The organism is Oleiphilus sp. HI0067, from assembly GCF_001635735.1.
Genome location: NZ_LWFI01001496.1, coordinates 1 through 710 on the forward strand (window position 1 = coordinate 1; position 710 = coordinate 710).

General features: G+C 44.8%; 1 protein-coding gene. It reads left to right on the forward strand.

The annotated features are described in order from the left end of the window. On the forward strand, positions 1 to 710 hold a 710-nt coding region (locus tag A3739_RS24445; protein ID WP_197472546.1), incomplete at both ends, for a chloride channel protein.

Here is a 710-nt window from a genome sequence, read left to right on the forward strand (position 1 = left end):
TACCACTTTAGTTATTCTTCTGTTTCGCGGTTTTATAGAAACGGCTCTGTCACTATATCTCCCTGAAGGAGATCCTGAGAATTTTGAAGGACTATCTCAAACGCTACGTGCGACGCTACCCTTATCAGGCGCCATCATTATTGGCTTAATTTGGTACAAACTAGGCGTTGTGCATCGCAAAACTGGCGTTGCTTATGTGATGGAACGTCTCGCCTACCATCAAGGCTACATGTCATTAAAATCACTAGTTGTGCAGTTTTTTGGCGGGGTGTTGACGGTTATTAGTGGGCAGTCGTCTGGTCGAGAAGGCCCTGCTGTACATTTGGGTTCCGCCGCGGCAAGTATCATGGGGCAATATTTCAAGTTGCCGAACAACAGTATTCGTATACTGATCGCTTGTGGCACAGCGGCTGCTATATCAGCATCGTTTAATACCCCCATCGCGGGGGTTATTTTCGCGATGGAAGTCGTGTTAATGGAATACAGCCTCATCGGTTTTACACCAATTATTATTGCATCAGTGACCGCAGCTTTTGCATCACAGATGTTCTATGGCACTGAACCGGCATTTCTAGTTCCGCAGCTTGATCTCAGCTCTCCATTTGAAATTCCTTATATTATTTTTTGTGGATTATTAATCGGTGCAGTATCGGCAAGTTTCGTTCGCTTAACACTGAGCTCGATGCGCTTTTCTAAAGTCAATATCTTCT